27 protein-coding genes and 1 riboswitch are annotated in these 23296 nt (G+C 66.5%); of the genes, 13 read left to right on the forward strand and 14 right to left on the reverse strand.

The features are described 5' to 3' along the window. Positions 1-9: 9 nt before the first annotated feature. Positions 10-708 (reverse strand): enoyl-CoA hydratase/isomerase family protein, encoded by a 699-nt coding sequence (locus ACFWB0_RS12785; protein WP_378490809.1) that lies wholly within the window; start codon positions 706-708, stop codon positions 10-12. A gap of 64 nt (positions 709-772) precedes the next feature. Here ACFWB0_RS12785 and ACFWB0_RS12790 point away from each other — a divergent pair, with 64 nt between their 5' ends. Both ACFWB0_RS12790 and ACFWB0_RS12795 read left to right on the forward strand, forming a co-directional pair. Next, the gene (locus ACFWB0_RS12790) at positions 773-1582 is read left to right on the forward strand and encodes a purine-nucleoside phosphorylase (protein WP_378490810.1); all 810 of its coding nucleotides are present in this window, start codon (positions 773-775) and stop codon (positions 1580-1582) included. Continuing rightward, positions 1579-3051: a phospho-sugar mutase gene (locus ACFWB0_RS12795; RefSeq protein ID WP_378490811.1), complete on the forward strand. Its 1473-nt coding sequence runs from the start codon at positions 1579-1581 to the stop codon at positions 3049-3051. The genes ACFWB0_RS12790 and ACFWB0_RS12795 overlap by 4 nt, the downstream gene beginning before the upstream one ends. Positions 3052-3078: 27 nt before the next feature. Here ACFWB0_RS12795 and upp read toward each other — a convergent pair whose 3' ends face one another. Next, entirely contained in the window at positions 3079-3702 is a 624-nt protein-coding gene (gene upp, locus ACFWB0_RS12800) for a uracil phosphoribosyltransferase (RefSeq protein ID WP_378490812.1), read from the reverse strand. Between the two features lie 90 nt (positions 3703-3792). Between upp and ACFWB0_RS12805 the strand changes: the two genes are divergently transcribed. From ACFWB0_RS12805 to ACFWB0_RS12825, 5 genes are all read left to right on the forward strand, one after another. Continuing rightward, positions 3793-4164: a type VII secretion target gene (locus tag ACFWB0_RS12805; RefSeq protein ID WP_378490813.1), complete on the forward strand. Its 372-nt coding sequence runs from the start codon at positions 3793-3795 to the stop codon at positions 4162-4164. Continuing rightward, the gene (locus ACFWB0_RS12810) at positions 4164-5180 is read left to right on the forward strand and encodes a C40 family peptidase (RefSeq protein WP_378490814.1); all 1017 of its coding nucleotides are present in this window, start codon (positions 4164-4166) and stop codon (positions 5178-5180) included. The genes ACFWB0_RS12805 and ACFWB0_RS12810 overlap by 1 nt, the downstream gene beginning before the upstream one ends. Before the next feature lie 95 nt (positions 5181-5275). Next, complete coding sequence (locus ACFWB0_RS12815) at positions 5276-5614, forward strand: hypothetical protein (protein ID WP_378490815.1); 339 nt, start codon at positions 5276-5278, stop codon at positions 5612-5614. A gap of 34 nt (positions 5615-5648) precedes the next feature. Beyond that, entirely contained in the window at positions 5649-5948 is a 300-nt protein-coding gene (locus ACFWB0_RS12820) for a YbaB/EbfC family nucleoid-associated protein (protein ID WP_378490816.1), read from the forward strand. A 56-nt stretch (positions 5949-6004) separates the two neighbouring features. Then, positions 6005-7231 (forward strand): primosomal protein, encoded by a 1227-nt coding sequence (locus tag ACFWB0_RS12825; RefSeq protein WP_378490817.1) that lies wholly within the window; start codon positions 6005-6007, stop codon positions 7229-7231. 18 nt (positions 7232-7249) lie between these two features. On the opposite strand, the gene ACFWB0_RS12830 is transcribed toward ACFWB0_RS12825, so the two are convergent. Genes ACFWB0_RS12830 through ACFWB0_RS12840 form a run of 3 tightly spaced genes read right to left on the reverse strand, consistent with a single transcriptional unit; the run spans position 7250 to position 10052 of the window. Then, positions 7250-8338, reverse strand: coding sequence for an adenosine deaminase (locus ACFWB0_RS12830; protein ID WP_378490818.1), 1089 nt, complete (start codon positions 8336-8338; stop codon positions 7250-7252). Positions 8339-8356: 18 nt separating this feature from the next. Beyond that, a complete protein-coding gene (locus ACFWB0_RS12835) occupies positions 8357-9640 on the reverse strand; it encodes a thymidine phosphorylase (RefSeq protein WP_378490819.1) in 1284 nt (427 codons plus the stop codon). Next, positions 9633-10052: a cytidine deaminase gene (locus ACFWB0_RS12840; protein ID WP_378490820.1), complete on the reverse strand. Its 420-nt coding sequence runs from the start codon at positions 10050-10052 to the stop codon at positions 9633-9635. Before ACFWB0_RS12840 ends, ACFWB0_RS12835 begins: the two co-directional genes overlap by 8 nt. 254 nt (positions 10053-10306) lie before the next feature. On the opposite strand from ACFWB0_RS12840, the gene sdhC reads away from it, so the two are divergent. The 4 genes from sdhC to ACFWB0_RS12860 are packed head-to-tail and all read left to right on the forward strand — an operon-like array spanning position 10307 to position 13698. Then, complete coding sequence (gene sdhC / locus ACFWB0_RS12845) at positions 10307-10714, forward strand: succinate dehydrogenase, cytochrome b556 subunit (protein ID WP_378490821.1); 408 nt, start codon at positions 10307-10309, stop codon at positions 10712-10714. Position 10715: 1 nt separating this feature from the next. Beyond that, positions 10716-11156 (forward strand): succinate dehydrogenase hydrophobic membrane anchor subunit, encoded by a 441-nt coding sequence (locus ACFWB0_RS12850; RefSeq protein WP_378490822.1) that lies wholly within the window; start codon positions 10716-10718, stop codon positions 11154-11156. 14 nt (positions 11157-11170) lie between these two features. Further along, entirely contained in the window at positions 11171-12922 is a 1752-nt protein-coding gene (gene sdhA / locus ACFWB0_RS12855) for a succinate dehydrogenase flavoprotein subunit (protein WP_378490823.1), read from the forward strand. Then, positions 12922-13698: a succinate dehydrogenase iron-sulfur subunit gene (locus ACFWB0_RS12860; protein WP_378490824.1), complete on the forward strand. Its 777-nt coding sequence runs from the start codon at positions 12922-12924 to the stop codon at positions 13696-13698. Before sdhA ends, ACFWB0_RS12860 begins: the two co-directional genes overlap by 1 nt. Before the next feature lie 158 nt (positions 13699-13856). Here ACFWB0_RS12860 and ACFWB0_RS12865 read toward each other — a convergent pair whose 3' ends face one another. The 4 genes from ACFWB0_RS12865 to ACFWB0_RS12880 form a co-directional block, all read right to left on the reverse strand. Next, a complete protein-coding gene (locus ACFWB0_RS12865; RefSeq protein ID WP_378490825.1) occupies positions 13857-14897 on the reverse strand; it encodes an NAD(P)-dependent alcohol dehydrogenase in 1041 nt (346 codons plus the stop codon). An 86-nt stretch (positions 14898-14983) separates the two neighbouring features. Then, positions 14984-16039: an inner membrane protein YhjD gene (yhjD, locus tag ACFWB0_RS12870; protein WP_378490826.1), complete on the reverse strand. Its 1056-nt coding sequence runs from the start codon at positions 16037-16039 to the stop codon at positions 14984-14986. A 19-nt stretch (positions 16040-16058) separates the two neighbouring features. After that, entirely contained in the window at positions 16059-17108 is a 1050-nt protein-coding gene (gene trpS / locus ACFWB0_RS12875) for a tryptophan--tRNA ligase (protein WP_378490827.1), read from the reverse strand. Positions 17109-17164: 56 nt separating this feature from the next. Continuing rightward, entirely contained in the window at positions 17165-17968 is an 804-nt protein-coding gene (locus ACFWB0_RS12880) for an exodeoxyribonuclease III (protein ID WP_378490828.1), read from the reverse strand. Between the two features lie 226 nt (positions 17969-18194). After that, a riboswitch (SAM riboswitch) is annotated at positions 18195-18309 on the forward strand. Positions 18310-18346: 37 nt separating this feature from the next. Between ACFWB0_RS12880 and ACFWB0_RS12885 the strand changes: the two genes are divergently transcribed. Further along, on the forward strand, positions 18347-19474 hold the full coding sequence (locus ACFWB0_RS12885; RefSeq protein WP_378490829.1) for a homoserine O-acetyltransferase: 1128 nt from the start codon (positions 18347-18349) through the stop codon (positions 19472-19474). A gap of 12 nt (positions 19475-19486) precedes the next feature. Here the strand turns inward: ACFWB0_RS12885 and ACFWB0_RS12890 are convergent, their stop codons facing one another. Beyond that, complete coding sequence (locus ACFWB0_RS12890) at positions 19487-19771, reverse strand: DUF3017 domain-containing protein (RefSeq protein WP_378490830.1); 285 nt, start codon at positions 19769-19771, stop codon at positions 19487-19489. A 9-nt stretch (positions 19772-19780) separates the two neighbouring features. Further along, complete coding sequence (locus ACFWB0_RS12895) at positions 19781-20635, reverse strand: bifunctional methylenetetrahydrofolate dehydrogenase/methenyltetrahydrofolate cyclohydrolase (protein WP_378490831.1); 855 nt, start codon at positions 20633-20635, stop codon at positions 19781-19783. 86 nt (positions 20636-20721) lie between these two features. On the opposite strand from ACFWB0_RS12895, the gene ACFWB0_RS12900 reads away from it, so the two are divergent. Continuing rightward, on the forward strand, positions 20722-21186 hold the full coding sequence (locus ACFWB0_RS12900; protein WP_378490861.1) for a tRNA (cytidine(34)-2'-O)-methyltransferase: 465 nt from the start codon (positions 20722-20724) through the stop codon (positions 21184-21186). A gap of 39 nt (positions 21187-21225) precedes the next feature. Here the strand turns inward: ACFWB0_RS12900 and ACFWB0_RS12905 are convergent, their stop codons facing one another. The 3 genes from ACFWB0_RS12905 to ACFWB0_RS12915 form a co-directional block, all read right to left on the reverse strand. Continuing rightward, a complete protein-coding gene (locus tag ACFWB0_RS12905; protein WP_378490832.1) occupies positions 21226-22035 on the reverse strand; it encodes an RsiV family protein in 810 nt (269 codons plus the stop codon). Between the two features lie 71 nt (positions 22036-22106). After that, positions 22107-22415, reverse strand: coding sequence for a rhodanese-like domain-containing protein (locus ACFWB0_RS12910; RefSeq protein WP_378490833.1), 309 nt, complete (start codon positions 22413-22415; stop codon positions 22107-22109). After that, entirely contained in the window at positions 22408-23286 is an 879-nt protein-coding gene (locus ACFWB0_RS12915; protein ID WP_378490834.1) for a DUF4349 domain-containing protein, read from the reverse strand. The genes ACFWB0_RS12910 and ACFWB0_RS12915 overlap by 8 nt, the downstream gene beginning before the upstream one ends. Positions 23287-23296 lie beyond the last annotated feature (10 nt).

Consider the following 23296-nt stretch of genomic DNA (forward strand, 5'->3'; position numbering starts at 1 on the left):
GCCGGGTAGTCAGCCGAGGCGGAAGTTGGACTCGTCCGTCTTCGTCTGCAGGGCCTCGATCAGCGGTGCATGCAGGCCCCGCTTGATTCCGCCCAGGTTCTTGCCGCGGGTCGCGGTCAGCGTTGCGGCCTTCTCGACAGCGGCCGCGAGGACGCCGTCGCCGTCCACGTGCCGCTCGGCGATCCCGGCGTCGACTGCGTCGACACCTCCGAACCGGCGGCCGGTGGCCATCGCGTCGACCGCGGTCTGGATAGGGAGACGTTCCCGCATCAACGCGGACATTCCGACGGTGAACGGCATGTTCAGATTCACTTCCGGCAGGCACCAGAAACCGCGGTCGGCGCGCATCACCCGGAAATCGTGGGTGAGGGCGAGCATCGCCCCCGCCCCGAAAGCGTGGCCCTGCACTGCGGCGACCGTCGGCGCCTCGAAGGTGAGGATCCGGACGAAGAGTTCGTGAACCGAATCCAAATAGCCGGGTAGGTCTGCCAGGTTGCCGAAGATCCAGTCGGTGTCGAGGCCGTTACTCCAGAACTTCCCGGTCGCGGCGGTCACGAGGGCTGCGGGGCCATCGTGGGCCTCGACCTCGTCGAGCCGGCGATGCAACTCGGTGAGCATGTCCGGGTGGAAGCGGTTCTCGCTCACCTCCTCGTCCCGGTTGCCGAGATTCAGGACGAAGACGTCGCCGTCGCGTTCGAGATAGGGCATGACGGCCACGATACCCCTTTCCTACTCACGAGTAACTTCCGAGTTGCCGCTAGGGTCTGACCTCATGGGAACACCCGAGATGCTCGATCCCGCCACCACGGCGAAGGCCGCGGCCGATGTCGTCACCGAACGCACAGGCGTCACCGCGCACAGCGTTGCGATCGTCCTCGGTTCGGGCTGGCGCGCTGCCGTCGACCGATTCGGTGCACCCACCGCGAGCATCCCGATGAGCGACCTCCCCGGTTTCGCGCCGCCCACCGCTGCCGGACACCCCGGCACCGTGCACTCGTTCGTCGTCGGCGGCAACGCAGTGCTCGTACTCGCCGGGCGCACACACGCCTACGAGGGCCACGACCTGAGCCGGGTCGTCCACCCGGTACGCACCGCGGTCGCCGCGGGTGCACACACCGTGATCCTCACCAACGCCGCAGGCGGAATCGATCCCGATCTCCGCGTGGGTCAACCGGTACTCATCTCCGACCACCTCAACCTCACCGGTCGCTCACCGCTCGTCGGCGCCCAGTTCGTCGATCTCGTCGACGCGTACTCCTCCGATTTGCGCGCCCTCGCCCACGAGATCGACCCGACTCTGCCCGAGGGCGTCTACGCAGGACTACCGGGACCGCACTACGAGACACCCGCCGAGATCCGCATGCTCCGGACCCTCGGCGCCGATCTCGTGGGCATGTCGACCGTGCACGAGACCATCGCCGCCCGCGCGGCGGGTGCGCGCGTCCTCGGACTCTCACTGGTGACCAACGCCGCCGCGGGCGTCACCGGCGAGCACCTCGACCACGAAGAGGTCCTCGCCGCAGGACGAAACGCCGCGACCCGCATGGGAGACCTGCTCCACGACCTGGCGGCCCGGCTGTGACACTCCGGTTCGGGACCGCGGGGCTGCGCGGCCCCGTCGGCGACGGGCCGGACTGCATGAACGTCCCGACCGTCGTGCGCACCACAGCGGGCCTCGCAGCGTGGTTGATCGAGCAGGGGCACCGCGGCGGCACGGTCGTCGTCGGGCGCGACGCGCGAACCGGTTCCGCGGAATTCTTCACGGCAGCCGCCGAGGTGCTCGCCGCGGCAGGGTTCGACGTCGTCGCTCTCCCCCGCCCACTTCCGACCCCGGTCACCGCGTACGCGGTACGCGAGCTGAATGCGGTTGCGGGAGTGCAGATCACCGCGTCACACAATCCCGCATCCGACAACGGCTACAAGGTGTACCTCGTCGGTGGCGCCCAGATCGTCTCGCCGGCCGACCGTCGGATCGAGTCGGCGATCAACGACGCGCCCGATGCCGATTCGGTTCCGCGCGCAGCAGTAGGGGCCTCGGGCGGAGACCTCGTCGACCGCTATCTCGCGCGGGTGGCGTCGCTGCCACGCTCGCAGCACCGGAACCTGAGGATCGCGTTGACGCCACTGCACGGCGTAGGAGGCGAGACAGCCGTCGCCGCCTTGCACACGACCGGATTCACCGACGTGCACGTCGTTGCGGCGCAGTTCGAACCCGATCCCGCATTTCCGACGGTCGCGTTCCCGAATCCGGAGGAGCCCGGCGCCGCCGACGCCGTGCTCGAACTCGCCGCCGACGTCAACGCCGACATCGCGATCGCATTGGATCCGGACGCCGATCGCTGCGCGGTCGCGGTGCCCACCGCGACCGGGTGGCGGCTACTGCGCGGCGACGAAACCGGGGTGCTCCTCGGCGATCGTATTCTCGAGCACGCACCGGAGGGGTCGCTGGTGGCCACGACGATCGTCTCGTCGACCCTGCTCGGCACCCTGGCCGCAGCGCGCGGCGCCCGATTCGCGCAGACCCTCACCGGCTTCAAGTGGCTCACCCGGGCCGGCGAGGGGCTGGTCTACGCGTACGAGGAAGCTATCGGGCACTGCGTCGACCCCGACGCCGTGCGCGACAAGGACGGGATCGCCACGGCAGTCGTGGTCGCCGACTATGCGGCCGAGCTCAAAGCGTCGGGCCGCACCCTCGTGGATGCACTCGACGACCTGCATAGCGAGTTCGGCGTGCATGTGGGCGATCAGGTGGCGATCCGTGTCACCGAACTCACGCAGATCGACACGATCATGGCGGGATTGCGTGCAGATCCGCCTCCCGCGTTGGCCGAGGAGTTGGTGACCACGACCGATCTCGCGACCGACCCGGGACCGCTGAACACCGACGCACTCGTCTTCGAGGGTGCCACGGTCCGTGTCGTGGTCAGGCCGTCCGGGACCGAACCGAAACTCAAGTGCTATCTCGAAGCAGTGTCCCGCAGCGGCGATCGCGACACAGCGACGAGGTCGCTGGACGCGTTGCGCCGCTGGGCGATCGGACTCGCAGGCTGACCGGCCGTCAGAGCGCCGGCTGGTTTGTCAGCGCGGCCCGAACTGGCGATCGCCGGCGTCACCGAGCCCCGGAACGATGTACTTCGCGTCGTTGAGACCCTCGTCGATCGAGGCGGTCACGAGGCGAACGGGATGCCCCGACGCGGCGAGCGTCTCGACGCCCTCCGGCGCGCACACGACGCACACCGCGGTGATGTCGGTCGCGCCGCGCGAGACCAGCATGTCGAGCGTCTGCACCATCGATCCGCCGGTCGCGAGCATCGGGTCGAGCACGAACACCGGAAGACTCGACAGATCCTCGGGCAGCGACTCCAGGTACGGCACCGGTTCGAAGGTCTTCTCGTCGCGGGCCAGCCCTACGAATCCCACCTGTGCCTGGGGGATGAGTGCGTGCGCCTGCTCGACCATGCCGAGCCCGGCGCGCAGAACCGGAACGAGCAGCGGGGGTTGCTGCAAACGCACCCCGGTGGTGACCGCGACGGGCGTCCGGACGTCGAATTCTTCGACCGGCGCTTCACGCACCGCCTCATAGATCAGCATCTGGGTGAGCCGGCGCAGTGCGTGTCGGAATGCAGCGTTGTCGCTGCGTTCATCCCTGAGGGTGGTGAGCAGGGAAGCGGCGAGCGGGTGGTCGACCACGAGCGAATCCATGAATCGAAGGATAGAACGAGGGAACCGACGAGGCCTCCGGTGCGTCCAAGCAATGTGACACACATCCATCGGTGAACGAGGAGACACGCTGTGCCCGACCCACAGACCGACACTGGAACACTTCAGGCCGACACAGCAACACTTCGGGCCGACACAGGGGTCATCGCGGGATTCGGCCGCATCGCTGCCGACCTCGCCGAACAGATCGATCAGGCCGCGCTCCAGACCCGGACGACCGATCCGACCGGACTCACGCCTCTGCTCGGCGCCATCGGCACCGACTTCCTCGCCGCGTTCACCGCTGCACACGCCGGCCACACCCGCGAACTCGACCGGATCCGCGAGGTCCTCTCCGGGATGGGCACGGCGGCGACGCTGACCGCGGCCGCATACGAACGCACCGTGGGCGAGACGGCCGACGCTCTGCGGGGCGCCGCCGAGCGGCTCGGGGACACCCCGTGATGGCCGGGGTGGGGGCAGACGTCCTCGTCTCGCCGCTGCACGACCTGCTCGGGGCGTTCGGTTCCGACATGTCGCCGGGCTCGGACCCGGGCAGCGGCCTGCGCGCCGGTTCCGAGATGGCAGAGCAAGCGCATGCCACGTGCCGGAGCGCGCTCGCCGAACTCGCATGGGGGTGGACCGGTACTGCCGCCGAAACCGCGCTCGTCAGCGGCGAGAGGGTCCTCGCCGACACCATCGGCGCCGTCGATCGCGGGATCGAGCTCGCCACCGGAGTGCTCGACGCCGCGGTCACGGTGGTCACCGGGGCGGCCGAGCTGAAGCGCATCATCGACTCGTTCGTGGCTCTCGCCCAGCAGGCGGCTCCCGTGCTGGCTCTTCCTCAGGGACAGCTGATGCTGATCACCGCCGCGATCGAGCACATCACCGAGGGTCTGGATGTGCTCACGCGGGTGGTGTCCGCGCTCTCCGAGCTCACCGCGAAGGTGACGGCGTTGATCCCCGAACCGCCGATGGGCGCTCCGATGCCGGGCGACAGCGGCGCCGCACGGGCCGAGCTCGGGGGCCCGGCCACGGGGTCCGGCGAGATCTCGACGATGGGCAGCTCGGTACCCGGGTACGGCGGCGGGGTCGCGGTGACGCTGCCCGACGGCACCGTCGCACACGCTCCGAACCCGACGGCCGCCGAAGCCGTTCGTCGTGCACTCGACCAACAGGGAACTCCGTACGTGTGGGGTGGCACGACCCCGGGTCGCGGACTCGACTGCAGCGGCCTGACCCAGTGGGCGTACGGGGAAGCGGGTCTCGAACTGCCGCGCCTCGCGCAGGAACAGGACGTCGGAACACCTGTCGACTCCGGATCCGTGCTGCCGGGCGACCTCGCGGTCTGGGACGGGCACGTCGCAATGGTCGTCGGCGGCGGAATGATGGTCGAAGCAGGCGATCCGGTGTCCGTGACCCCCATCCGTACCACGAACGGAGCGATGGGCTTCCAGGGTTTCTACCGGCCGACCGAGTGACCGGAATCGGTGTTGCAACCGGAACGCTGCCGGGTTCCGCTGATCTCTCCCGCACCAGAGGGAACCGATTCGCCTTCCGATGCGTCCAACTGTGTATGGACACCATCAAGACGATTCCGGTGACGGCCACCGCACAGAACGCGGCAGGCACGATCCGGATCCGCACGACCGATGAAGGCCTGCCGATCGATCTGCGCATCGACCCGCGAGAACTTCGGTTCGGGGCAGCGCAGCTCGCCGACGCCATCGTGGCGCTGAATCGGCGGGCCGCACTCGAAGCGGCGATTCTGCGACGGGAGCAACTGTCCGCGCAGGGCGTCCACAGCGACGTCCTCGACCGAATGGGCATGCCCACCCGCGACGACCTGCCCGATCTCGACCAGGACGACGCCGGGCACGGCACACACCCGATCTGGATGCACCGGCCCCTGTGACCGCGCAGCCGACAGCATGGAAGGACCAGAACACATGAGCGAGCAGCAGGTCGAAGCGATCGTCGATCGCGTACGCACACAGCTGGGGTCTCTCGAGCACACACTCGACGGTCTCGGTACGGTTCGCGGTTCCGCGAGGAACCAGGACGGCAGCATCGTCGCGCACGTCGACGGTCGAGGCGCCCTTGCGGGCCTGGACCTGGCCGAATCGGTCACCCGGCGCGACCCGACCGAGCTCGGGTCCGAGATTCTCGCGACGATTCATGAGGCCGCCCGCCGTGCCGCCACAGAACGCGCCCGACTGCTTCACGACCTGCGAAGTGCCCTCTCGTGACGCTTTTCCCCCTCCCGCGCTATATCTTCGGCGACGACATGGCTAGGCTTCCCGCCATGGCTGGAGACATCGTCCCGATCGAACTCGGTCTCACCGACGGCGACCTCGTCACTTTGTGGGCACCCAAGTGGCGCGAAGGCGACGACGAGTGGGAGGCCTTTCTCGGCCACGGCGACGACCTGTACGCGTTCCCGTCGGTGGCGCATCTCGTCGCGTTCGTCCGCGCGAACAACGACAACGATCTCGTCGAGCATCCGGCGTGGCCGGTCGTCTCGAAGCTCGCCGCCGTCGAGTTCGAGCCCGACGAAGCGCACGCGTTCGATCTGATCGCGGTCCCCGAGCTCGTGGCCGGCGACCTCGATCCGGTCTTCGTGTCGGAACTCCAGGACACTTTCGACATCGTCAGCATCCTCGGCGACGTGTGCGAGCTCGATGTGATCACCAAGTTCTTCGAGCGCCCCGAGGTGGAATCCGTGCTTCGGTACGGCGTCGCAGCATTCGACGACCGCGCAGGCATAGAGTTGTGGAACAAGCTCGGTGCCGCGGTCGTCGAGGATTGGGACGCCGTGATCGATGCGCTCGACGCAGTGGTCACGACCCCGGACACCGAGGCTGCGGCCGTGTCGGAGATCGAGTCGGAGCTGGTGGCGGTCGACGAGAACGACGTCGAGGCAGACGACGCGGTCGATGATGCCGAGGAGGATGAATACGAGTACGTCGACGACGAGGCGGGCGACGACTTCTGGACGTCCGTGGGCATCGATCCCATCAAGATCATCACCTCTGAGGGCACGTGGTTCACGCTGCGGTGCTATCTCGACGACGACGCCGTGTTCCTCGGCTCCGAGAGCTCGATCCTCGTGTTCGGGTCCGAACGCGCGCTCGGCCGGTACCTCGCCGACAACCACGACCACGATCTGGCGACGCTGGAGACGTACGAGACCATCCGGCACGCCGCCACCGACGGGTCACTCGAAGTCACTGTCACCGAGGACAACGTCTACGTGCTCACCGGCATCGCCGACGACATCGTCGAGGGCGTCACCGCGGTCGACCCCGAGCAGATGGAGCTCGCTGTCGAGCTGTTCACCGATGCCGCGAACTACGTCGGCGAGGACGCAACCGACGCCGCGCTCGCCGGCTCCACCGAGCTCGGCTGGTTCGTCAACTACGTGATCGAACCGGACTCGAGCAGGTCCGCCCCGAGCGCACCGTTCGACGCAGAAGCCGTCGCGTGGCGCGAGCTCGAGCGCGAGTTCGAGGCCCACCTGCGCAAACTGTGAGCTGTCCGGCCCGGGCACTCAGCCGACGAGCACTGCGTATCCCGGCTTGATGACGTCGTCGATCAGTTCGAGGCGCTGGTCGAACGGGAGGAACGCCGATTTCATCGCATTGATGGTGAAGCGCTCCAGATCCGACCACCCGTAACCGAACGCCTCGACCAGCCGAGTCATCTCCCTCGTCATCGTGGTGTCGCTCATGAGCCGGTTGTCGGTGTTGACGGTCACCCGGAAGCGCAGTCGGGCGAGCAGGTCGAACGGGTGCTCCTCGATGGTCCGCACGGCCCCGGTCTGCACATTGGAACTGGGACACAGCTCCAGTGGAATCCTCTTGTCCCGCACATAGTTCGCGAGCAGCCCGAGGGATTTCGTCCCGTCCGGGTGGACGGTGATGTCGTCGACGATACGCACGCCGTGCCCGAGACGATCGGTGCCGCAGAACGCCACCGCCTCGTGGATCGAGGGCAACCCGAACGCCTCGCCTGCGTGAATGGTGAAGTGTGCGTTCGCGGCGCGCGTGTACTCGAATGCGTCAAGGTGCCTGCTCGGTGGATTTCCCGCCTCCGCACCTGCGATGTCGAATCCGACGACCCCTCGGTCACGGAACCTCACGGCCAGTTCGGCGATCTCCCGGGATCGCGCGGCATGCCGCATCGCGGTGAGCAAGCAGCCCACCCGAACCTGTCGCCCGCTCGTCGCGGCCACCTCGGACTCCCCCGCACGGAATCCCTCGAGAACGTGTTCGACGACGCGATCAAGGCTCAACCCCAGCTCGAGATGCTGCTCGGGAGCGAACCGCACCTCGGCGTAGATGACGCCGTCCTCCGCAAGGTCGATGACGCATTCCCGCGCGACCCGCTCCAGGCCCTCGGGGGTCTGCATCACGCCGACGGTGTGCTCGAAGGTCTCCAGGTAGCGTTCGAGCGACCCACTGTCGGCGGAGTCACGGAACCACGAGGCGAGCCCGTCTGCGGTATCGGCAGGCAATCGATGACCGCACTCACCGGCGAGCTCGAGGATCGTCGCGGGCCGGAGCCCGCCGTCCAGGTGGTCGTGCAGGACCACTTTCGGCGCGACCCGAAGGCGCGTCCCTCCCGGCTGCTCGTTCATGTTCCGGACGGTAGTCGCCTAGTCGGTGATCCGCTCGATGACGAGGGGTCGCCGTTGCGGCGCCTCGGTCCCGATCCGCACTCCGTCACGCAGGGCGGTGAGCGCGGCCGGGAGAATCTGCGGCGTGTCGGTGTGGAGGGTCGCGATCGGCTGCCCCGCCCGGACCGAATCGCCCGGGGTGACGTGCAGTTCGACACCCGCCCCCGCCTGCACAGCGCTGCTCTGGTGTGTTCGCCCTGCGCCGAGCCGCCATGCGGAGAGCCCGACGGCCATTGCATCGAGACCGACGAGTACCCCGTCCGCGTCGGCGCACAGGGTTTCGGTGTGGTGTGCGGTCGGCAGCGGCGCATCCGGGTCGCCGCCCTGCGCGACGATCATCGAGCGCCAGCGATCCATCGCGGATCCGTCACGCAGTCGATCCGCGGGGTCGAGGTCGTCGACGCCCGCCGCGGCGAGCATGTCGCGAGCGAGCGCCAACGTCAGTTCGACGACGTCGTCGGGGCCGCCGCCTGCGAGCACTTCGACGGCTTCTCGCACTTCGAGGGCATTGCCCGCGGTACGACCGAGCGGTGCGTCCATCCGGGTGAGCAGTGCGGTGGTGATCAGGCCGGCATCGGTACCCAGTTCCACCATCGTCCTGGCGAGCTCTCGGGCTTCTCCGAGCTCCTTCATGAATGCTCCGCTGCCGACCTTCACGTCGAGGACCAACGCCCCGGTCCCCTCGGCGATCTTCTTGCTCATGATCGAGCTGGCGATGAGGGGTATCGATTCGACGGTTCCTGTCACGTCGCGCAGCGCGTAGAGCTTCCGGTCGGCGGGGGCCAGATCTGCGCCCGCGGCGCAGACGACGGCGCCGACATCGGGGTCGGTGAGGATCTCGGCCATCTCGGCGGTGCTCAGGTCGGCGCGCCAACCCGGAATCGATTCGAGCTTGTCGAGCGTGCCTCCCGTGTGCCCGAGCCCGCGACCCGACAGTTGAGGCACCGCCGCTCCGCATGCGGCCACCAGCGGAGCGAGAGGCAGGGTGATCTTGTCCCCGACTCCTCCGGTGGAATGCTTGTCGACGGTGCGCAGGCCCAGGCCGGTGAAGTCGAGTCGTCTGCCCGAGTCGATCATCGCCGTCGTCCAGCGTGAGGTCTCGGTGCGGCTCATTCCGCGGAAATAGATGGCCATGGCGAGCGCTGCCATCTGCTCGTCGGCGACGATACCGTGGGTGAACGCTTCTATCACCCAGTCGATTTCGGATCCGGTCAGCTCGAAGCCGTCGCGCTTGCTTCGGATGATCGAGGTGATTTCAGGCATGTTCACCACCGTCGGGGCCGGTCGCAGCAAGATCCTCGGGGCCGAATGCGTCGGGAAGTAGCTCCGACATCGGGCGGGCACCGGTGGTCGTATCGATGAGCAGACCCGGGCCACCGTGCTCGAGCAGGACCTGCCGGCACCGGCCACACGGCATCAGTATTGCTCCACGTGCGTCACACACCGAGACAGCGCGAAGGCGGCCCCCACCACCGGAGATCAAGTTACCGACGAGTACGCATTCGGCACAAAGACCCAAGCCGTGTGAGACATTTTCCACATTGCACCCGCTCACAGTCCGGTCGTCCACGGTGAGAGCAGCGGCCCCCACCGGAAACTTCGAGTAGGGTGCGTAAGCGCACTCCATGGCTTCATGTGCTTTGGCGCGCAAGGACTTCCAGTCAATTTCCGGCACAATCACGCATCTTTCCATGGTGGCCTGCGCAACGATTCGACGCCCCCGCCGTCCGCAATCACAGTTGGAAAGGCAAACCTAACTTACGTTTTCACGCCGGTACGAATCAGGCGGGAGATTAGTTCCCGGCTTTGCGATGGGTTTAGAGTCATCCCAAGTCGGTTCAGGTTTCACGTCGGGCCCGTACTGCGGAATTTCCCACAGGCGAGAGCGGCTCGACGCGTCCACCATTGACGTTGGAGGCACAGCACTCGATGAGCAGCACGACTGAAGCCGCCCCCGTAGAAGCGGGGCGCACACGGTCGCTATACCGGGGGGACCCCGGAATGTGGTCCTGGGTTCTACACCGGATCACCGGCGTGGCGACATTTTTCTTCCTGTTCGTCCATGTCCTCGATACCGCACTCGTCCGGGTGAACCCCGAGACCTACGACGCGGTGATCGATACCTACAAGACTCCGATCGTCGGCCTGATGGAGCTCGGCCTGGTGGCCATGGTGCTCTACCACGCCCTCAACGGTATCCGCGTCATGCTCGTCGACTTCTGGTCCAAGGGCCCGAAGTACCAGCGTGTGATGCTCTGGACGATCCTGGCGATCTGGTTCGTGGTGATGATCCCCGCAACCATTCGCATCTTCTACAACATGTTTGCGGGGCACTGACATGACTGAAGCGAAGACCCTCGGCACGGCGTACGACCGCCCCGCCAGTCTCGACAACCCTCGGTCCCCGCGTCGTGCCGCGAAGAACAACTTCGAGCTCTACGCGTGGCTGTTCATGCGCCTGTCCGGCATGGCCCTGGTCATCCTGGTGCTCGGTCACCTTCTGATCATGCTCATGCTCGACGACGGTGTGCACCGCATCAACTTCGCCTTCGTCGCAGGTCGCTGGTCCAGCCCGTTCTGGCAGGTCTGGGATCTGTCGATGCTCTGGCTCGCGCAGCTGCACGGCGGCAACGGCCTGCGCACCGTCATCGCGGACTACGCACGCAAGGACTCCACCCGGTTCTGGCTCAACACGATCCTGGTCGTGTCGATGATCCTGATCATGGGCCTGGGCACCTACGTGATCTTCACCTTCGATCCCAACATCGTTGCGAGCTAGGGGACCAAGACTTCATGCAGGAACATCGTTATGACGTGGTCATCGTCGGTGCCGGTGGCGCCGGAATGCGCGCCGCGATCGAAGCCGGCCCCCGGGCCCGCACCGCGGTTCTGACCAAGCTCTACCCCACTCGCAGCCACACCGGCGCAGCGCAGGGCGGCATGTGCGCCGCCCTCGCAAACGTCGAGGAAGACAACTGGGAGTGGCACACCTTCGACACCGTCAAGGGCGGCGACTACCTCGCCGACCAGGACGCCGTCGAAATCATGGCCAAGGAAGCCATCGACGCGGTCCTCGACCTCGAGAAGATGGGCCTTCCGTTCAACCGCACGCCCGAGGGCAAGATCGACCAGCGTCGATTCGGCGGACACACCCGCGACCACGGCAAGGCTCCGGTCCGTCGCGCGTGCTACGCAGCCGACCGCACGGGTCACATGATCCTGCAGACGCTGTACCAGAACTGCGTCAAGCACGACGTCGAGTTCTACAACGAGTTCTACGCACTCGACATCGCCCTGACCGAGACCGAGAACGGCCCGGTCGCGACAGGTGTCATCGCCTACGAGCTGGCCACCGGCGAGATCCACATCTTCCACGCGAAGTCGATCGTGTTCGCCACAGGCGGCTCGGGCCGCATGTACAAGACGACGTCCAACGCCCACACCCTCACCGGTGACGGCCTCGGCATCATCTTCCGCAAGGGCCTGCCGCTCGAGGACATGGAATTCCACCAGTTCCATCCGACAGGGCTGGCCGGGCTCGGCATCCTCATCTCGGAGGCCGTCCGCGGTGAAGGCGGCATCCTGCGCAACGCCGACGGCGAGCGCTTCATGGAGCGGTACGCCCCCACCATCAAGGACCTCGCACCCCGCGACATCGTCGCGCGCTCGATGGTTCTCGAGGTGCTCGAAGGCCGCGGTGCCGGACCGAACAAGGATTACGTCTACATCGACGTGACCCACCTCGGCGAAGATGTCCTCGAGGAGAAGCTCCCGGACATCACCGAGTTCGCTCGCACCTACCTCGGCGTCGACCCCGTCACGGAACTCGTGCCCGTGTACCCCACCTGCCACTACGTCATGGGTGGTATCCCCACCAATGTCCAGGGTGAGGTGCTCCGCGACAACGACAACGTCGTCCCGGGTCTGTACGCCGCCGGTGAGTGCGCATGTGTGTCCGTGCACGGTGCCAACCGTCTCGGCACCAACTCGCTCCTCGACATCAATGTGTTCGGCCGCCGCGCCGGCATCGCTGCCGCCGAGTACGCGAACAGCCACGACCACGTGGACATGCCGGAGAACCCGACGAAGTACGTCGACGACTGGCTCGACCTGATCCTCCACCAGGGTGGCAGCGAGCGTGTCGCAGATATCCGCCGTGATCTGCAGCAGACGATGGACAACAACGCATCGGTGTTCCGCACCGAGGAGACGCTGACGCAGGCGCTCAACGATGTCCACGAGCTGAAGAAGCGCTACAAGGAGATCACGGTCCACGACAAGGGCAAGCGCTACAACAGCGACCTGCTCGAGGCGGTCGAGCTCGGCTTCCTGCTCGAAATGGCCGAGGTGACTGTCGTCGGCGCCCTGAATCGCAAGGAATCGCGCGGCGGTCACGCACGCGAGGACTACCCGAACCGGGACGACGCGACCTACATGAAGCACACCATGGCCTACAAGGTGGGCGAGGAACTGATCTCCGACATCCGCCTGGACTACAAGCCGGTGGTCCAGACCCGGTACGAGCCCATGGAGCGGAAGTACTGATGACAACTCTCGAAAAGCACGACACTGCCGCAGAGGATCTTCCTCCCGTTCCCGAGGGCGCCGTCATGGTCACCCTCAAGATCGCGCGGTTCAATCCGGAGGACACCAAGGGTCAGCACTGGGATTCCTTCCAGGTGCCTGCGCTTCCGAGCGACCGGATGCTCAACCTGCTGCTGTATGTGAAGGGCTACCTCGACGGCACCCTCACTTTCCGTCGCAGCTGCGCGCACGGTGTCTGCGGCTCCGACGCGATGCGGATCAACGGTGTCAACCGCCTGGCCTGCAAGATCCTGATGAAGGACATGCTGCCCAAGGACGGCAAGCCGGTCACCATCACCATCGAGCCCATCCGCGGCCTCCCTGTGGAGAAGGACCTCGTCGTCGACATGGAGCCGTTCTTCGACGCGTTCCGTGCCGTCAAGCCGTTCCTCATGACCACGGGCAACGAGCCGACCCGCGAGCGCATCCAGTCGCAGCACGACCGCGCACGTTTCGATGACACCACCAAGTGCATCCTGTGTGCGTGCTGCACCACCTCGTGCCCGGTGTACTGGAGCGACGGCAGCTACTTCGGTCCCGCTGCCATCGTCAACGCTCACCGCTTCATCTTCGATTCGCGTGACGAAGGTGCTGCCGAGCGTCTGGACATCCTCAACGACAAAGAAGGCGTGTGGCGCTGCCGCACCACCTTCAACTGCACCGACGCATGCCCTCGCGGCATCCAGGTGACGAAGGCGATTCAGGAAGTCAAGCGCGCGCTGATGTTTGCACGCTGACGAACGCACTTCTCAGTTTTTGCACGGTCGCCGCAGCACTCTCGATGTGAGATGCTGCGGCGACCGTGTCTTTTCGGGGTGCTCTCATTCAGCGCGATATTCGCAGCCCGTTCGGTGGGCCGGCGTCGCGTGCCCGCCGGACAACAGCACAGCCCGACTCAGCCGGGAATGACCACACCGCGCCCGAGGATGGAACCCTCCCGTAGCCTCCGGTACGCGGCCGGTCCGTCGTCCAACGTGAAGGTCTCGGTGTGGACGTCGAGTCTTCCGTCGCGAGCGAGTGCGATCACCTCCATCAACTCGCTGCGTGTGCCCCAGTACGGGGTCACGACGGATGCGCCGAAGGGAACGAGGAAGAAACCGACCTTCGCGTGCGCACCCGCGTGGATTCCCACGATCGAGATGTGCCCGTCGATTGCGACGATCTGCTGCGCCATGTCGATAGTGGACTGGGCTCCCACGAAGTCGAACACCGCGGTGGCCCCCAGCCCGTTCGTCAGTGCCCGCACGGCGTCCGCGGCCCCCGCGTCGGAACGCACCGCGTCGTCGGCGCCGATGCTGCGGGCGAGCGCCAACCGCTGGTCGTCGAGGTCGACGGCAACGATTCTCGTTGCGGTGACCGCCCGAAGGATCTGGATGGCCACGTGACCGAGCCCGCCGACACCCACGACGACCGACGTCGATCCTGGCCCGAGCAAGGAACGCACGCGCTGAACTGCATGGTAGGGCGTGAGTCCGGCGTCGGTCAGCGGTGCCGCACGTACGGGGTCGAGATCCCCGATCGGAGCCAGATGCCGCACCGAATCGACGATCATGTACTCCGCCATCGATCCCGGAGAACCGAGCCCGGGTGGGGCGATCCCCAGTTCCGCCGCGCGCGTGCAGTAGTTTTCACGGCCGAGAGCGCACGCGTGACAAGTGCCGCAGCCCCACGGCCCGTACACGGCGACGGCATCGCCGATCGAGACACCGGTGACACCGGCACCGAGTTCGGCGACCGTTCCCACGCCTTCGTGGCCGAGGGTCAGCGGTAATCCGTATCCGTACGAATCCTCGGGTTGATCCATCACGAAGATGTCGGAGTGGCACAGTCCGGCAGCAGTGACCTTCAGCAGAATCTCGCCAGGGCCGGGTGCCGGAGTGGGAATCTCGACGACGACAGGCTCAGAACCGACAGCGGTGTATTGGAGCGCTCTCATGTCCGGACTTTACGACAGAACGCGGACGGTGGCCGGTCTTCTGGGTGAATCCACACCCGCTGTTCACATCTGTTCGGGGAACCCGGTCAGTGGCGTGCGCGCCCGGCACCGCTGCGGCGTGCCCGTGCGCCGACGAGCGCGCCACCGAGCACACCCACACCCAGCAGAGCAAGTCCGCCCCGTATCCCGGGCCCCTCCTGGACATGGACACGCGGCGTGATCACTGCGGGATCCGGTGCGGGAATGTACGCGAGCGCGAGGCTCGCCTTCGTCGACGCGGCGAACGCAGTGCAGAACAACACGAGCTGCGCGGTGATGTTGCCGAACACGAGGATGCCCAGGATCGGACCGAACGCGACACCCGCAGGGCCTTGGAGGACACTCCCGAGGTAGATCGAACCGACCTGTTTGAGGATCTCGAATCCGATGCCCGCGATCACGCCGGCCAGGATCGCACTGCGGAACGGGACCGGTTCGCGCGGCAGGCGGGCGATGACCCACGTGAACACCGCACTCGTGGCGGCTACCGCGATGAGGAGCGCAGCGATACGCAGCAGCACACCCACGCCGACGATGTTCTCGATGTTCAGGAACTCCACGATCCACCGCATCACCGGTCCACTGCTGACCGCGGACAACCCCAGCGACACGACCATCGCCAGGCCCAGGCTGATCAGCGCGCCGGCATCGCGGAGCTTGACGACGAAGAAGTTTCCCGTCTCACGCGGATGATCCCACATTGCGGTGAGAGCATTGCGCAGGTTCGCCATCCAACCCAGGCCGGCATACGACGCCGTGATCAGACCGATCACGCCCACCGCGCCGCGAGAATCTATCGCGGACTCGATGATTCCCTGGACGGTTCCGCCGAGTTCACCGGGGATGTTCTCGGCGATCGTGTCGCTGATCTGCTGCAGCATCTCCGGTCGGCCGGCAAGGATGAAACCCGCAATGGAGAACGCGACCATGATGATCGGGACGATCGCGAGGACCGTGAAGTATGTGAGCCCCGCGGCATAGTAGCTGCCCTTGTTCTCCTGATATCGCATACCGGAACGCACCAGATGGTCGAGCCAAGGCCTGGCTGCCCTCTGACGTTCGAGGAAACTCGGCTCTTTGTCGCCGTCCGGCGCACCGACCATCAGCTGCTCCTTAACGCGGTCACTTCCGAGGTAGGAATCCCACCTTGTCATAGACCTGCGCGAGTGTCCGGGAAGCCACCTCACGTGCCCGATCCGCACCGTTCGACAGAATCCGGAGCAGTTCCGCTTCGTCGGCGAGGTACTCGTCCACCTTCGCTCGCAACGGCGTCACGAACTCGGTGAGCACCTCTGCGGTGTCGCCCTTGAGGTCGCCGTAGCCCTTGCCCTCGTACCCGGCGACGAGTTCGTCGATCGAGCGGCCCGAGAGCGCCGACTGGATGGTGAGCAGGTTGCTCACACCCGCCTTGTTCTCCGGATCGAATCGGATCTCACGGTCGTTGTCGGTCACCGCCGACTTGATCTTCTTCGCCGAGATCTTCGGGTCGTCGAGCAGGTTGATCAGGCCCGCTTCCGTCGCCGCCGACTTACTCATCTTCGACGTCGGGTCCTGCAGGTCGTAGATCTTGGCGGTTCCCTTGACGATCTGGGCCTCCGGGACGACGAAAGTCTTGCCGAAACGCTTGTTGAAGCGCTGCGCGAGGTCGCGGGTGAGCTCGAGATGCTGCCGCTGGTCCTCACCGACCGGGACCCTGTGGGCGCGGTAGAGCAGAATGTCCGCGGCCATGAGGACCGGGTAGGTGAACAGGCCGACACTCGCGTGCTCGGAACCCTGTTTGGCGGACTTGTCCTTGAACTGCGTCATGCGACTCGCCTCACCGAAACCGGTGAGGCAGTTGAGGACCCAGGACAGCTCGGCGTGTTCGGGGACCTGGCTCTGCACGAACAGGACTGAGCGGTCCGGGTCGATACCGACGGCCAGCAGCTGCGCGGCGGCGGCGAGGACCCGCTTACGCAGTTCCTTCGGCTTCTGCGGCACGGTGATGGCGTGCAGATCGGGGATGAAGTAGAAGGCGTCGTTCTCGTCCTGCGCGGGAACCCACTGCTGCAGCGCACCGAGGAAGTTCCCGAGGTGGAACGAATCCGAGGTGGGCTGGATGCCCGAGAGCACCCGGGGCCGCGCGGCCGGGCGGGCATCCTGCGCTGTGGCGTTCTGATCTGCAGTCGACATGACCTCGATAATTTCACGCATCGGTTTCCGAGGCCGAACGAGGTCGGTGAATGTGCCTACCCGAACGTGACGGTGACCGGGGCGTGATCCGACCAGCGGTCGGCGTAGGTCGCAGCGCGCTCCACCTGCGCGTCGGTCGCCCGAGCGGCCAGGGCTGGCGTGACGAGGTGGTAGTCGATCCGCCAGCCGGCGTCGGTGTCGAAGGCCTTGCCGCGGTAGGACCACCAGGAGTAGGGGCCTGCGACGTCGCCGTGCAGGTCGCGCACGACGTCGCGCCACCGGCCGGTGGCGAGCAGATCGTCCACCCAGGCACGCTCGCCGGGCAGGAAGCCGGATTTCTTGATGTTGCCCTTCCAGTTCTTGATGTCGCGCTCAGTGTGGGCGATGTTCCAGTCGCCGCACACAACCATGTCTCGACCGGCCGCGACGACGTCCGACGCGCGCTCCCCCAGGTATGCGGCGAAGCCCTTCATGAAGCGTTCCTTCTCGTCCTGCTTCGGGGTGTCCGCCTCCCCGGTGGGCAGGTACAGGCTGCCGACCGTCACGTCCCGGTAGTCGGCCTCGATGTAGCGACCTGCGTCGCCGAAGTCGTCGACGCCGAAACCGATGCGCACGGCGTCCGCGGGAGTTCGCGACAGGATCGCGACACCCGCACGCCCCTTGGCGGAGGCCTCCGCTCCGACGACGCACCATCCCGCGTCCAGTGCCGGCGCGATCGCAGTGTGGAACTGCTTCTCGCTCGCGCGCACTTCCTGAAGGCAGACGATGTCCGCGGACGAGGTGTCGAGCCAGGCGAGCAGGCCTTTGCCTGCTGCTGCGCGCACGCCGTTGACGTTGACCGTGGTGATGGTGAGAGACACGCCGGACACCGTATCCGAGATTGCGAGTGGAGCGTCACACTCCTTGTGAAACACATTCGATCATGCATGTTCACATCTCTTCACGGAATGTCGAGCAGTTCGTAACCCCGGTCGCGACCCCGTGGAGCACTACTGACCGGAAATTTTCCCGCTGCCCGACACCCTTCGGGGGGAGGTCGAGAGCCGCCTATCGAGTCGTACGACCCAGCCGTTAGACTTCCGACGAGGTCATGAGTGCCAGCGCGAAGCCCCGGCTTGCTGGTCGGCAACCCTCCGGCCAGGGTGGGGTGCTCCGGGTGAGGACACGGTCGTCGGCGCACCGCAGACGACAAGCCGGCTCATGGGAGGTTCGAAAATGCTGACGAAGGCGGTCGCATCTTGACAGCAGGCACCAACCGTCGGCGGATCGAACTCCCCGCGGAAGACGGACAGCTCGGCACCGTCGACATCGGCAACATCACCCTCGAGAGCGGCGAGACCCTTCCCGGCGTCACCGTTGCACTCCAGCGATGGGGCGCGCTGTCCCCCACCCGCGACAACGTCGTGCTCGTCGAGCACGCCCTGACCGGCGACTCGCACATCACCGGACCCGCCGGACCGGATCATCCGTCACCCGGTTGGTGGTCCGGCATGGTCGGACCCGGCGCCCCGATCGACACCGACCGCTGGTGCGTAGTGGCCACGAACGTCCTCGGCGGATGCCAGGGCACCACCGGACCGGGAAGCACCGCGCCCGACGGAAAGCCGTGGGGTGCACGATTCCCCCGGATCACCATCCGCGATCAGATCACCGCGGAAGCTGCACTTCTCGACGCCCTCGGCATCGACACGTTGGCTGCCGTGACCGGTGGCTCGATGGGTGGTATGCGCTCGCTCGAGTGGATCGTCACCCATCCGAACCGAGTGCGGTCTGCGCTGGTCCTCGCAGTAGGTGCCCGCGCGACCGCCGACCAGATCGGTGTCCAGAGCACCCAGATCGCTGCCATCACGGCGGATCCGGACTGGCAGGGCGGCAACTACTACGCGAGCGGCCGCCGACCGGAAGCCGGTTTGGGCATCGCTCGCCGCATGGCCCACCTGTCGTATCGCAGCGAGGAAGAGCTCGACTCACGGTTCGCGAATCTGCCTCAGGGCGACGAGAATCCGTGGCGCGACGGACGCTACGCAGTGCAGAGCTATCTCGACCACCAGGCGACGAAACTCGTCTCCCGGTTCGACCCCGGGACCTACGTGGTGCTCAGCGACGCCATGAACCGGCACGACGTGGGCCGCGGTCGCGGCGGTATCGAGGCTGCACTGGGCCGCACACATGTGCCGACCATCGTCGCGGGCGTCGATTCCGACCGGCTCTACCCGATCCGGTTGCAGCAGGAGATCGCCGACGGGCTTCCCCACTGCGATGGGTTGCGCGTTCTCGAGTCACGCGACGGACACGACGGCTTCCTCACCGAGGCCGATGCAGTCGCGAAGCTGCTCGTCGAGCTGATGGAGCTGGCGGGCTCCTGAGTCCCGTGTGTCCTAACCCGTACCCAGCGGGTCGATCGAGACTGCCAGAGTGACGATCGCTCCGCCCATGGCGAGCATCGCAGCCACGTCGAAGCGTTTGCCGCGTACCGCGAGCACTCCCACCTGATCCGAGTCGAGAGCCCACCTGAGGATCCCCGCCAGGATCATCGCACCGCCGAACACGAAGGCTCCTCGGCGCCAGCGATCGGCGAGTACGAGGACCACCGCTGCAGCGATCACCAGGGTGACCGCCAGCAGCGGCAGGTTCAGTCGTGTGATTCGCACCGAACTGTCCATGTCGTGTGACTAGAGGCCGGCGTCGTGCTCGGCGCGTTCGACGACGTTGGTCAGCAGGAACGCACGGGTGAGTGGCCCGACACCGCCGGGGTTCGGGGAGAAGAACCCTGCGACGTCGCGAACGTCCGCGGCGACGTCGCCGCGGAGTCCGTCGTCCGTGCGTGAGACGCCCACATCGAGCACGGCTGCACCGGGCTTGACCATGTCGGCGGTGATGAGACCGGGGACGCCTGCGGCAGCGACGATGATGTCGGCGCGCTTCACCTCGGCGGCGAGGTCTCGGGTGCCGGTGTGGCACAGCGTCACGGTGGCGTTCTCACTGCGGCGGGTCAGCAGCAGTCCGATCGGGCGACCCACGGTCACACCGCGGCCGATGACCACCACATGGGCACCGTTGATCGGTACCTCATAGCGGCGCAGCAGGTGCACGATCCCGCGTGGGGTGCACGGCAACGCCGCTTCCTTGCCGAGGACGAGACGTCCGAGGTTGACGGGATGCAGCCCGTCGGCATCCTTGGCGGGGTCGATGCGCTCGAGCGCGGCGTTCTCATCGAGGTGCTTGGGTAGCGGCAACTGCACGATGTAACCGGTGCATGCGGGGTCGGCGTTGAGTTCGTCGATCGCCGCTTCGAGCTGCTCCTGGGTGATGTCGGCGGGCAGATCCTTGCGGATGGAGGTGATGCCGACCTTGGCGCAGTCGTTGTGTTTGCCGCGCACATACGCTGCCGATCCGGGGTCGTCGCCCACCAGGATCGTGCCGAGGCCGGGCGTGATGCCCTTGTCCTTCAGCGCGGCCACACGGACCAACAGGTCCTCGAAGATTTCGTCGCGGGTTGCTTTGCCGTCCAGAAGGGTCGCAGTCACGGCCACCATTGTTCCAGGCGACCGCCGAACCTCGTGTGGCGACCGGGCGGATGAGCCTGCTCGTCGCTTCTGGCAAGCTGGTTCGAGTGTTCCGAGTGATGTTCCACGAACCTCGTATCCCCCCGAATACCGGCAACGCGATCAGGATGGTCGCCGCGACCGGTGCCGAACTGCACCTCGTGGGTCCGCTCGGTTTCGACCTGTCCGAACCGAAGCTGCGCCGGGCCGGTCTCGACTATCACGACCTGGCCTCGGTGACGGTGCACGCCGATCTGGCCACAGCGTGGGAGGCCCTGCGGCCGGAACGTGTCTTCGCGTTCACGGCACACGGCACCACCGGCTACACCGACATCGAGTACCTGCCCGGCGACGTGCTGCTCTTCGGACCGGAACCGACCGGCCTGTCGGACGAGGTGCTCGCCGACCCCCACATCACGATGCAGGTGCGCATTCCGATGCTGCCCGGACGGCGATCGCTGAACCTGTCGAACGCCGCCGCAGTGGTGGCATACGAGGCGTGGCGCCAGCACGGGTTCGACGGCGCGGTCTGAACACGCGGTCTGAACAGCGGGGCTCGGCCTGACCGACTGTCAGCTGCTGACCACCCGCAGGATCTCGGGATCCATGACGTCCGCGAGCTCGTCCCACGGGACGGTGACGGTGACCAGTCCGATGGCGTGCGGACCCACTTGGTAGTCGCCGAAATGAACCTCCATGCCCTCGGGCGTCGGAAGCCAGTTGGAGAAGTTGATCTCCTCGGGTGCGATGCCCTCTGCGACGTAGTCCGGGCCCGCTGGGGTCTCCGGTAGGAGCAGCGCCGAGTGCTCGGACAACCGGTTCAGTCCGGCCTGCAGGTCTGGGAACAGGTCCTGCAGCGTGATGGGAGCGGCGTTATCGGTGTTCACGACCACCGTGGACTCTATCGCCGTCGGGTGAGCTCCCGGCGGGTTCATGTTGTATGACGTGACGAGCAGCCCCGCGACGACGCGCTCACCGATCCGGGTCACCTCGTGCGTGCCGGTCGCGAGTGTGTAGCGCTCGGTCCCCGGGCCGTCGATCAGATTCTGCAGCGCGGCGCGCATCGACTCATTGAACTCGGCAACGACCGCTGGGTCCCCACCGCTGATCTGGGGTATCTCGACGTCGTAGTCGACGCGGTCGGTCGATCCGGACACGAGGAGCGCCTCGGCGCGGTACGGGTCGGATCCTGTTTTTGTTTCGGTTTCGGTTTCGGTCGTAGTGGTGGCGGTTGTGGTGCGCTCGACAGTCGACGGGGCCGCCGACGGGGTGGCCGTCGAGGATTCGGCCACGGCAGTACCGCTCTCGGTGCTACAACCCGTGAGCACCACGACAACCACGCCGCAGGCACCGACAACGGCGGAGAGACGACGATCATTCATCGGTCAGGTGTAACACGCGAGAGGTGCAACAGGCGGGAGACCAGGCGTCGCGCACCTCCGGCCAGTCGGGGTTACGCGCCGCTCTCGACGGGACGGCCCGACTGCTGCCAGCCGTCGGTGCCACCCGCGACGGACACAGCGTTGATTCCACGACCGGACAGGTAGTCGGCGGCCTGCAGGCTACGTCCACCGACCGCACAGATGATGTACACGGTCTCGGCCGCGGGGATCTCCTCGACCCGCGCGACGAAGTCGCTGAGCGGAATGTGGATCACGCCCGGCACCCGCACCTGGACGTATTCGTCGAGTTCGCGCACGTCGATGACGGGCGCTCCCTCGGCGAGTGCGGTTTCCAGTGCAGCCAGATCGACCTCACGCATCGTTGTCGGTCCTCTCGTCGGGGGCTTCGCCGGGATTTCCGGCGGAAGACCGTCCCGATCGGGCGATCAACCGGACCACCAGGTAGATGATGCCGGCGCACACGATCAGGAACGCCAACCACGGTAGCGCGACACCCGCTGCGACCACCGCGGCCCCCAGGGTCGTCCACAGACTGTTCCAGCCTTCGACGATGCCGTCCCAGAAGCTGTCGCTGTCCGACGGTCGCTGCTGCGTGCTGATATCGACGGTGAGCGTCGACAGATCGACCATATCGGCCAACTGCCGACGCTGCGCTTCGAGACTGTCGAGGTCTGCCTGACGCTGGGCCAGAGCATTTTCCGCTTCGATGACGTCGGCGGTGTTGTCAGCCGTCTCGATGAGCGTTCGTAACCGGTCGACCGAAGCGCGCAGGGCGCCGACCCGTGCCTCGAGGTCGGTGTACTGCAGGGTGACGTCGTCGCGGCTCGTGGTCAGGCTCGTGACGCGGCCGAGCTGCCGCACATCGTCGATCACCGCATCGAGCCCGTCCGCGGGAACACGAACGGTGAGCACACTGCTCGACTCGGGTCGTTCGGTGATCGAGTCGACGCGGCCGTCTGCGGTTTCCACGATGGTGACCACCTCACGACCGGTCGCGACGGGGTCGTCGGCGGTGAGCATGATGCGCCCGGTCACGACCTCCTTCCGGTCGGGTGTCGCCTCGGCGGAGGGCACCGATGAGCGAGCGCCGTCGGAGAGCGATGGCGCTGACTCCGACATCGCAGGTCCCGAACCCGTCATGGGTCCCGAGTCGCTGCCGCCTCCCTCACCGCACGCGGCTGCAACGAACGCGACCAGCGCGAGGAACACAACGATCAGCAGGCGTCTCATGGGGCGCGAT

This window comes from Rhodococcus sp. NPDC060086 (assembly GCF_042730275.1).
Classification (GTDB): domain Bacteria; phylum Actinomycetota; class Actinomycetes; order Mycobacteriales; family Mycobacteriaceae; genus Rhodococcus.

Coding starts and splice junctions, on each gene's coding strand:
- sdhC (WP_378490821.1), top strand. CDS start 10,307: ATGAGCAGCACGACTGAAGCCGCCCCCGTAGAAGCGGGGCGCACACGG.
- ACFWB0_RS12825 (WP_378490817.1), top strand. CDS start 6,005: ATGGCTGGAGACATCGTCCCGATCGAACTCGGTCTCACCGACGGCGAC.
- ACFWB0_RS12830 (WP_378490818.1), bottom strand. CDS start 8,338: ATGAACGAGCAGCCGGGAGGGACGCGCCTTCGGGTCGCGCCGAAAGTG.
- trpS (WP_378490827.1), bottom strand. CDS start 17,108: ATGTCGACTGCAGATCAGAACGCCACAGCGCAGGATGCCCGCCCGGCC.
- ACFWB0_RS12905 (WP_378490832.1), bottom strand. CDS start 22,035: ATGAATGATCGTCGTCTCTCCGCCGTTGTCGGTGCCTGCGGCGTGGTT.
- ACFWB0_RS12810 (WP_378490814.1), top strand. CDS start 4,164: ATGGCCGGGGTGGGGGCAGACGTCCTCGTCTCGCCGCTGCACGACCTG.
- yhjD (WP_378490826.1), bottom strand. CDS start 16,039: ATGGTCGGTGCGCCGGACGGCGACAAAGAGCCGAGTTTCCTCGAACGT.
- ACFWB0_RS12785 (WP_378490809.1), bottom strand. CDS start 708: ATGCCCTATCTCGAACGCGACGGCGACGTCTTCGTCCTGAATCTCGGC.
- ACFWB0_RS12910 (WP_378490833.1), bottom strand. CDS start 22,415: ATGCGTGAGGTCGATCTGGCTGCACTGGAAACCGCACTCGCCGAGGGA.
- ACFWB0_RS12890 (WP_378490830.1), bottom strand. CDS start 19,771: ATGGACAGTTCGGTGCGAATCACACGACTGAACCTGCCGCTGCTGGCG.
- upp (WP_378490812.1), bottom strand. CDS start 3,702: ATGGATTCGCTCGTGGTCGACCACCCGCTCGCCGCTTCCCTGCTCACC.
- ACFWB0_RS12860 (WP_378490824.1), top strand. CDS start 12,922: ATGACAACTCTCGAAAAGCACGACACTGCCGCAGAGGATCTTCCTCCC.
- ACFWB0_RS12850 (WP_378490822.1), top strand. CDS start 10,716: ATGACTGAAGCGAAGACCCTCGGCACGGCGTACGACCGCCCCGCCAGT.
- ACFWB0_RS12835 (WP_378490819.1), bottom strand. CDS start 9,640: ATGCCTGAAATCACCTCGATCATCCGAAGCAAGCGCGACGGCTTCGAG.
- sdhA (WP_378490823.1), top strand. CDS start 11,171: ATGCAGGAACATCGTTATGACGTGGTCATCGTCGGTGCCGGTGGCGCC.
- ACFWB0_RS12820 (WP_378490816.1), top strand. CDS start 5,649: ATGAGCGAGCAGCAGGTCGAAGCGATCGTCGATCGCGTACGCACACAG.
- ACFWB0_RS12815 (WP_378490815.1), top strand. CDS start 5,276: ATGGACACCATCAAGACGATTCCGGTGACGGCCACCGCACAGAACGCG.
- ACFWB0_RS12865 (WP_378490825.1), bottom strand. CDS start 14,897: ATGAGAGCGCTCCAATACACCGCTGTCGGTTCTGAGCCTGTCGTCGTC.
- ACFWB0_RS12915 (WP_378490834.1), bottom strand. CDS start 23,286: ATGAGACGCCTGCTGATCGTTGTGTTCCTCGCGCTGGTCGCGTTCGTT.
- ACFWB0_RS12790 (WP_378490810.1), top strand. CDS start 773: ATGGGAACACCCGAGATGCTCGATCCCGCCACCACGGCGAAGGCCGCG.